This window comes from Bifidobacterium sp. M0404, from assembly GCF_016101415.1.
Classification (GTDB): domain Bacteria; phylum Actinomycetota; class Actinomycetes; order Actinomycetales; family Bifidobacteriaceae; genus Bombiscardovia; species Bombiscardovia polysaccharolytica.
The window spans coordinates 301966-308877 of the sequence record NZ_JACFQP010000003.1; the positions used below are offsets into that span (position 1 = coordinate 301966).

The 6912-nt window shown below is 57.6% G+C and carries 6 protein-coding genes; 2 read left to right on the forward strand and 4 right to left on the reverse strand.

Annotation, left to right across the window (positions count from 1 at the left end; genetic code table 11):
* Positions 1–159: 159 nt before the first annotated feature.
* A complete protein-coding gene (locus H3T93_RS08060; protein ID WP_144178260.1) occupies positions 160–1761 on the forward strand; it encodes an alpha-amylase family glycosyl hydrolase in 1602 nt (533 codons plus the stop codon).
* A 157-nt stretch (positions 1762–1918) separates the two neighbouring features.
* Here H3T93_RS08060 and H3T93_RS08065 read toward each other — a convergent pair whose 3' ends face one another.
* The 3 genes from H3T93_RS08065 to H3T93_RS08070 form a co-directional block, all read right to left on the reverse strand.
* Complete coding sequence (locus H3T93_RS08065; RefSeq protein WP_144178261.1) at positions 1919–2689, reverse strand: HAD family hydrolase; 771 nt, start codon at positions 2687–2689, stop codon at positions 1919–1921.
* A 384-nt stretch (positions 2690–3073) separates the two neighbouring features.
* Positions 3074–3202 carry a hypothetical protein gene (locus H3T93_RS09245; protein WP_267900941.1) on the reverse strand — a complete coding sequence of 43 codons (129 nt, stop codon included), beginning with the start codon at positions 3200–3202 and terminating at the stop codon, positions 3074–3076.
* A 181-nt stretch (positions 3203–3383) separates the two neighbouring features.
* Entirely contained in the window at positions 3384–4085 is a 702-nt protein-coding gene (locus tag H3T93_RS08070; RefSeq protein ID WP_144178262.1) for a histidine phosphatase family protein, read from the reverse strand.
* A 110-nt stretch (positions 4086–4195) separates the two neighbouring features.
* Between H3T93_RS08070 and H3T93_RS08075 the strand changes: the two genes are divergently transcribed.
* On the forward strand, positions 4196–4564 hold the full coding sequence (locus tag H3T93_RS08075) for a DUF4235 domain-containing protein (protein ID WP_144178263.1): 369 nt from the start codon (positions 4196–4198) through the stop codon (positions 4562–4564).
* A gap of 1139 nt (positions 4565–5703) precedes the next feature.
* Here H3T93_RS08075 and H3T93_RS08080 read toward each other — a convergent pair.
* Complete coding sequence (locus tag H3T93_RS08080) at positions 5704–6642, reverse strand: aldo/keto reductase (RefSeq protein WP_121913004.1); 939 nt, start codon at positions 6640–6642, stop codon at positions 5704–5706.
* Between the last annotated feature and the right edge of the window lie 270 nt (positions 6643–6912).

A 6912-nucleotide genomic window follows, 5' to 3' on the forward strand; every position in this document is an offset into this window, starting at 1 on the left:
TCAGCCCGAACCCCACTACCAACGGCGCGCCGTTCCGCCAGCCTCGGTCATCGACCGCCCCAGTTTTTTATGATGCATCCATTGTCATCATCGATCTCTACCATGGTCAGCGTCCATACAGATAGACCGACGAAGGTCAGACGGAAAAAGCGAGTATATATGCACCAGACACCATCATGGCTGGACGAAGCAGTCTTCTACGAAATCTATCCTCAAAGCTTCTACGACAGCAACGGTGACGGCATCGGTGACATACCGGGCATAACAGCCAAGTTGGACTACATTTCCTCCTTGGGTTGCAACGCCCTGTGGATCAACCCCTGCTTTGACTCCCCGTTCAAGGACGCAGGCTACGACGTCAGGGACTATACCAAGGTGGCGCCCCGCTACGGAACCAACCAGGACCTGGTCGACCTTTTCGGGCAGGCCCATCGAAGGGGAATCCATGTCCTGTTGGATCTGGTTCCCGGGCACACCAGCGAAGAACACGCTTGGTTCGCCAGCAGCGGGCGGGCCTCCCGCAACGAGTACTCCGACCGCTACATCTGGACGGACAGCAGCTTCGAGGGCTACCCCGGCATGCCCTTCATAGGCGGTGAGGCTCCCAGGGATGCCGCCTACATCCTCAACTTCTTCAAGTGCCAACCAGCCCTCAACTATGGATTCGCTTCAAGGGACCGCTCCTGGCAGCAGTCACCCGACGACCCGGGCCCAACTGCCACCCGTCAGGCCATGATCGACGTCATGCGCTTCTGGCTGAGTCAGGGTTGCGATGGCTTCAGAGTGGACATGGCCGACTCTCTCGTCAAGAACGACGACAAGGAAAAGACGGCCACTATCGACACCTGGCATCGTCTTTTCGAGCCGATCAGGAAGGAATTCCCCCAGGCAGCATTCGTCTCTGAATGGGGCAAGCCCTGGCAGTCCCTGGAGGCTGGCTTCGACATGGACTTCTACCTGAATTGGCGGTGGGCAGGCGTACCAAACGGTTACAACTTCCTGACACGCAACACTGAAGACGAGCTGGAAGGGCCTGACGATGCCAGCTACTTCAAGGCAGACAGCAAGACCGGCATATCAGACTTCCTGGCTGATTACCTTCCCCAATACCTGCGTAGCCGAAATCTGGGAAGCTTCTGCTTCATTACCTGCAACCACGACACCACCCGCCTAGCGCCCCGTCTGACCCCCGAAGAAATCAAGGTGGCTTATGGAATGTTCCTGACCATGCCAGGAGTCCCTTTCATCTACTACGGTGACGAAATCGGAATGCGCTACCAAACCCTGCCCACCAAGGAGGGCGGCTATCACCGGACAGGTTCCCGCACCCCCATGCAGTGGGACAGCTCGGCTAACAGAGGGTTCTCCAAGGCCGACCCGACCGAACTCTATCTGCCCGTGGACGGGAGTCCCGACGCCCCGAACGTGGCCGACCAGGATGGAGATCCGGAATCACTCCTGACCTTCATCAGACAGATGACCACCCTGAGGAGTGGGCACCAGTCCCTGAGACCGGGGGCCGACTTCGCCGTGGTCCACGCCCCCAGGCATGGCCGTTCCTTCGCTTACACCCGCACCCAGGGCGACGATCGCCTCCTGGTGGCCCTCAATCCCGGTCGACAGGAGGAGGACCTCCCGCTGAGTCTGGTCAGTACCGGTGCCGCCGACCAGATTCCCCGCCCCCTGGTCATGGTAAATAGCGATCTTTCCCAAGGCACCCTGGCCCTGAGGGGACAGAGTTTCGCAGTTCTGGCCCTGTAAATCAAAACCCCTCACAAACCGGTTGCTCATTCCTGGAGGTAATGGTCAAACCCGGCCCGCTGCATCTCCTCCCCACTTCGGGATCGGGCAGCGGGTCGGATGCTCCCGTATCCGCGGAATCCGTGCAGTCCAGGAACAACCTACAATCGCCCCCTCCTTATGACTGGTTGCGGTCCCCTCCGATATTGAGACCCCCTGTGGCCAAGTCGAAGACTTGGTCATAGTCCGCACCAGCAAGGGAGAGGTCCGCTTCGGGCGAGAAACCGCCGTCACTACCCGGCGATATACCAGTGGCCAAATAGACCGTGGTCAGACCGCTGCGGTTGCCTCCGATGATGTCCGCACCGCGGTCGTTGCCCACCATGACTGTCCTGTCCGGGTCGGCCCCTTCTGCGTCCAGGGCCATCCGGAAGAAGGCGGGATCGGGCTTCTTCACCCCACAGTCGCTGGATATAAAGATCCGGTCCAGGTGCGGACGCAGGCCGGTCAAATCCAACTCGGGATCCGTGTAGGAGGCCTGTGCATTGCTGACCAGAACGACCCGCAGCCCTGCCGATTTCAGAGCCTCCAAGAGGTCAAAAGCACCCGGGTATGGCCTGAGAAGGGTGGTAGTGGCCTTTCTGAAGGACCAGGCCAGGTCGTCTACATCACGCCAATCGTGTGGTAGACCAGCCTGATCAAAGAGGGCGGCGAAGACCTTACGGACCTCCACCTCACCGACCTCGTAACGGCGGTCCGCCTCAGCTTGTAATGGGGCCTGAATCCGCTTGAAATCCCTCCTGACAGCTGCGGCATCAGGCCAGATGTCACAGCGGGAGTGGAAATACTCCCAAAGGTACTGCCATCCTTCAGGTCCATCCTCGTCGGTCCTAATGTCCAGAAGGGTCCCATAGAGGTCGAAGAAGACCGTGGTGAATCGCTGTGGCATAATGTCCGCCCTTTCGCGTCCTCAATATAGTCGGCATCGGCCACCCGCCGATGCAAGATCCCCGCCACTGCGATACTCCGGCTCGTCATTGCCGCACGCCAGAGAAGCAACGGCCAAGAAGCAGTCAGGCTCCGCCGCCATCACCGCACCCCCATACGCCCGCATGAATGGGGCCGAAAACACTGTGAACTTTGATTGCGTCCCCGTTCGGATTGTACGGAATGGGCCAGTCGGTTTTAGTTTTAATAAGTGTCATTCCAGTACTCGGTCCTTGCAGCAGCGTTGTCAGCATTGACTTTGACTCTCATGATAGCCTCGCCGAAGCCCGCACAGAGTCTCAAAAACCAGCGATGAAAACCAGCCGTGCCTGTCTAGTTGATCCGGTCAACAGATGCGTTCATCCAGCGCATTGTTTTGAACTACCGCCACCATATCTGCGCTGACTCCGCAGTCCTTCATTAGATTCTGGTCGGCGAGGACGATGCCACCCATCTCGTAACGGGCTCTGGGCACTGGTACCCCCCGCAGGCGGCAAACTCCGAGGCGGCCCTGATGTTTTTGCCTTGGAGCTGTAACCTATGGCGCGGAAACCTGTCAAGACCCTCATCTGGATCTACCAGTGGCAAATCCGAAGGCACACGTGCCTGTGACAGAAGATGACGGTATGGTCCAGGATGGAAGGCCCTCCGAATCTTCAGCAGTTCCAAGTCTCTATCACATTGTTGCCCTTGTACTGGGAAAGGACACTGTAGTGGGCCGTGTCCAGGCGGAACTTGCAGGCATCATCTGCCTGCAGGCTCAACCACTGGGTCGTCAGAATCCGCAGAATATGGGCGTGGGCCACCAGAAGGACTTGCCGCCCCTGATTGACCAAAGGCTCCAGCCTGGCCACCAGCCGCCCAGCCCGAAGGGCCACCTGGTTCAGAGTCTCCCCCGGTCCGTTTCTGACCGTCACATGTTCTCCGGACGGAAGGGTGTCCTGCCAGGTCCCATCCATGTCCGATCCCAGAGCCTGAGTGCCGTCGCGCCACAGGTTCCACTCACGCCCGGCCAGACGCGACACCTCCTGTCTGGTCCGCCCTTCTGCCCGCCCGTAGTCCCACTCAGCCAGGTCATCGCATATGGTCATTCTGTCAAAACCTGCCAAACGGGCTGTGTCCCGGGCTCTCTTCAGCGGTGATGCATACACGTATTCCGGTTCGAACCCGTCCGGGAAAGCCTGTCTGAGCCTTTCCCCCGCCCTTTTGGCTTGATCCCGCCCCTCCCCCGTAAGGGGTATGTCCGTTTTCCCGGTGTGCTGTCCCGACAGACTCCATGCAGTCTGACCATGGCGCAGCAAGACGACGCGTCCTTTGCTGCGAGCTCCTTCACTCGCGATTGGCTGTGAAACTGTCATGTATCTATTCTACCTTCGCCCCCGGCGGTACCGGAAAGCAACACCATCAGTATGGACCACGACGGCCCCCAGTATCAGGCACAAGCGGTGCAGTGTGGGATAATGGCATCATGACTAGTGCGATTGGGCCTTCCAAGGACGGTGCTGATGCCATCGTCGAACGTTTCCACGCAATAGACGACAAGGTACGCGATATGACTTCTTCAGTTGAATCTGACCCAGACTCCCTCACCGACAAGGTCATCAAGTGGGTCTTGCCATCCCTTGCCGGCTACCTAGCCGGCAAGATATTCCAATCAGTCTGGGACAATGCACAGACCCGACGTAATGGGGGGCTCGAGTCCGAAGAGGGGCAGCAGCAGGGGGCTATAGCCAGCCTGGCCTTCGCTGTCCTTTCAGCCGCCCTCACCACCCTGGTCTCGGGAGTGATCGACCGGGGGTCCCAGGCATTCGTGGACCGCCGTCATCAACGCCGTTAGGGTTGAATCAGTCAGGGACTGTTGCAGAGCGGCCCATCGGGCAGAACGGAATCGGTGCCGAAGCCGTGTCAGCGATAATGCGAGCTGGCTCTTTTATGTGTCGCACCCTCTGACAGCAGAGTAAGCCTATGACAGGTGCAACTCTCACACGAGGGGACCTTCTGACAATACCGGTTCAAACCCGGTGATCAACGAGATTATCCGGGTGCTCACGGGAGACGGTCCATCAGGCGTTTCACCGAGCCGTCCAGTTAGCGACAATGATGTCCAAGCGCTGGAAGAGACGGCACAGCATGCGGCCCCGGATATTCGAGAACCGCTACCCTGAGTTGGGCGCTGAAGGCAGACCCTAGGACGAACGAACCGAGCGAGCCCTGGCCGATTTCGATGAGGTAGTCCAGCGTTACTACAGAGACATTGGGAAGACGGACACCCCCGCACAGAACCTATAGCGCCATCATCGTAGATCATGCTGTGGATTCCGAGTCGACCCATGAGCCGATGCTTCTATCCATCGAAGGCAAGGCTTCCACCTGGACCGTTGACCGTCGGCCTGCAAAGTCGGGTGCCAGAGGCGGATTGGCAACAGATAGAAGAGGGCTCTCCTGACAAGTTACAGGCCGGGTGCAGGGGAAATTTGAAATGGTATCGATGATCCAAGCTGACAGACAGGCCACTACGGGAATAGTAAGAAGAATATGAAAATAGAAATTATAAAGGGGAAGCCCAGCACAACCGACCCGATGCACTAGACTTCCCCTTTTTCAATGGCGTGGCTATAGCTCCTCTTCCCCGATCGCGGCTTAGCACGGTGATCATGCCCATGCAGGCGATCATAAAGGGTTGGGTCATGACTGGCCAGATGCCAGATTTAGCAGAAGCCATAGCGAGAGACCCAGCGCTTCGCCCCTCGTTCGATATAGCTCCGCGGCCCTAGCAACCTTTGCCTGGTCGTGGTACGTGATTTTGGCGCTACCGGGGGCACCGGTGGGGAACAAAATAACGCATAGCAACTGACCCTGCAACTATGGGAATAACTGCTTTCCAGCAGTTATATCGGTCTTCCCCACCGATTCCCGATTGTCTGTTCCAAAGATCCGGCAGGCACTGTGACAGTACAGCGCGGAAGACCACAGGATTTAGAAGATATCGTTGCCCGCGCTCACATAGAGCTGATACCACTCCTCAGCAGACAGTTCTACATCCGCCCCGGAGGCCATTTCAGCAATCCTGGAGGGGTTCATGGATCCGATGATGACCTGCATCCCGGCCGGATGACGGAGTATCCATGCGACTGCAATGGCGTTCTTACTGACGCCATGTTCATCTGCGATCTTGGCAAGGCAGTCGTTGAGCTCAGGGAACTTCGGGTTGTCGATGATGACCCCTTCGCCGGTCCCACTCTGGAAAGGACTCCATGCTTGAATAGTCATACGCTTGAGGCGGGAGTAAGCCAAAATCCCACCGTCGTGGTCTAGACTGGCCTCGTCGGCCATATTCACATGAATCTCCTGGCGAATCATACCGGTATGGCCAAGGCCGAACTGCAACTGGTTCACCTGAAGTTTCTGATCCAGGGCACTCTGGAGAAGCTCTACCTGCATGGGATTGACGTTGCTGACCCCGAAGTGGCGGACGCGGCCTGAAGATTGAAGCTCATTGAAGGCCTCGGCCAGCTGATCCAGCTCGACCAGGGTGTCGGGCCGGTGCAGAAGGACGAAGTCCACGTAGTCAGTCTGCAGGTTCTCGAGCTCCTGCTCCATGGCCTCCAACAGGTGCTTCCTGGAAAAGTCATAACGAGTGACCCTGCCGCTCTCCTTATCTCGGAAGATGCCGAATTTAGTCTGTATACCAACATCCTCCCTTTTCACACCGCAGTCCTTCAAGGCCTGGCCCAGCATGGTGCTGCACAGACCATCGTGATAGCAGTCTGCGGTGTCAAAGTAATCTATGCCGGCATCCAGTGCCGCCTTTACAATCTCTGATGCCTCCTGCCTGGTCTTGTTGTCAATCCTCATGGCCCCAAGGGCTACGCTAGAGAATTCGACACCAGAGGTACCCAATTCGATCGTCTTCACTGTCATCTCCTTTGTTGTCAGGTTCTTCTCACTCTAACAAGGGCCGGTGTCTTGTTTGTAGGACAAAGCAAGAACCGAGGCGATGAAGGCTCAAAACTGGCGCAATGTCTGAAGAAGTGGCATTGGGTGTATGTCCGTGCATACAGTAAAGGCCTCTGATGATTCGTGTCATCAGAGGCCTTTACTTTTTCGTGTTGTGGCGGCGGTGTGCTACTCTCCCACACTCTTCCGGGTGCAGTACCATTGCCGTGCTGGGTCTTAGCTTCCGGG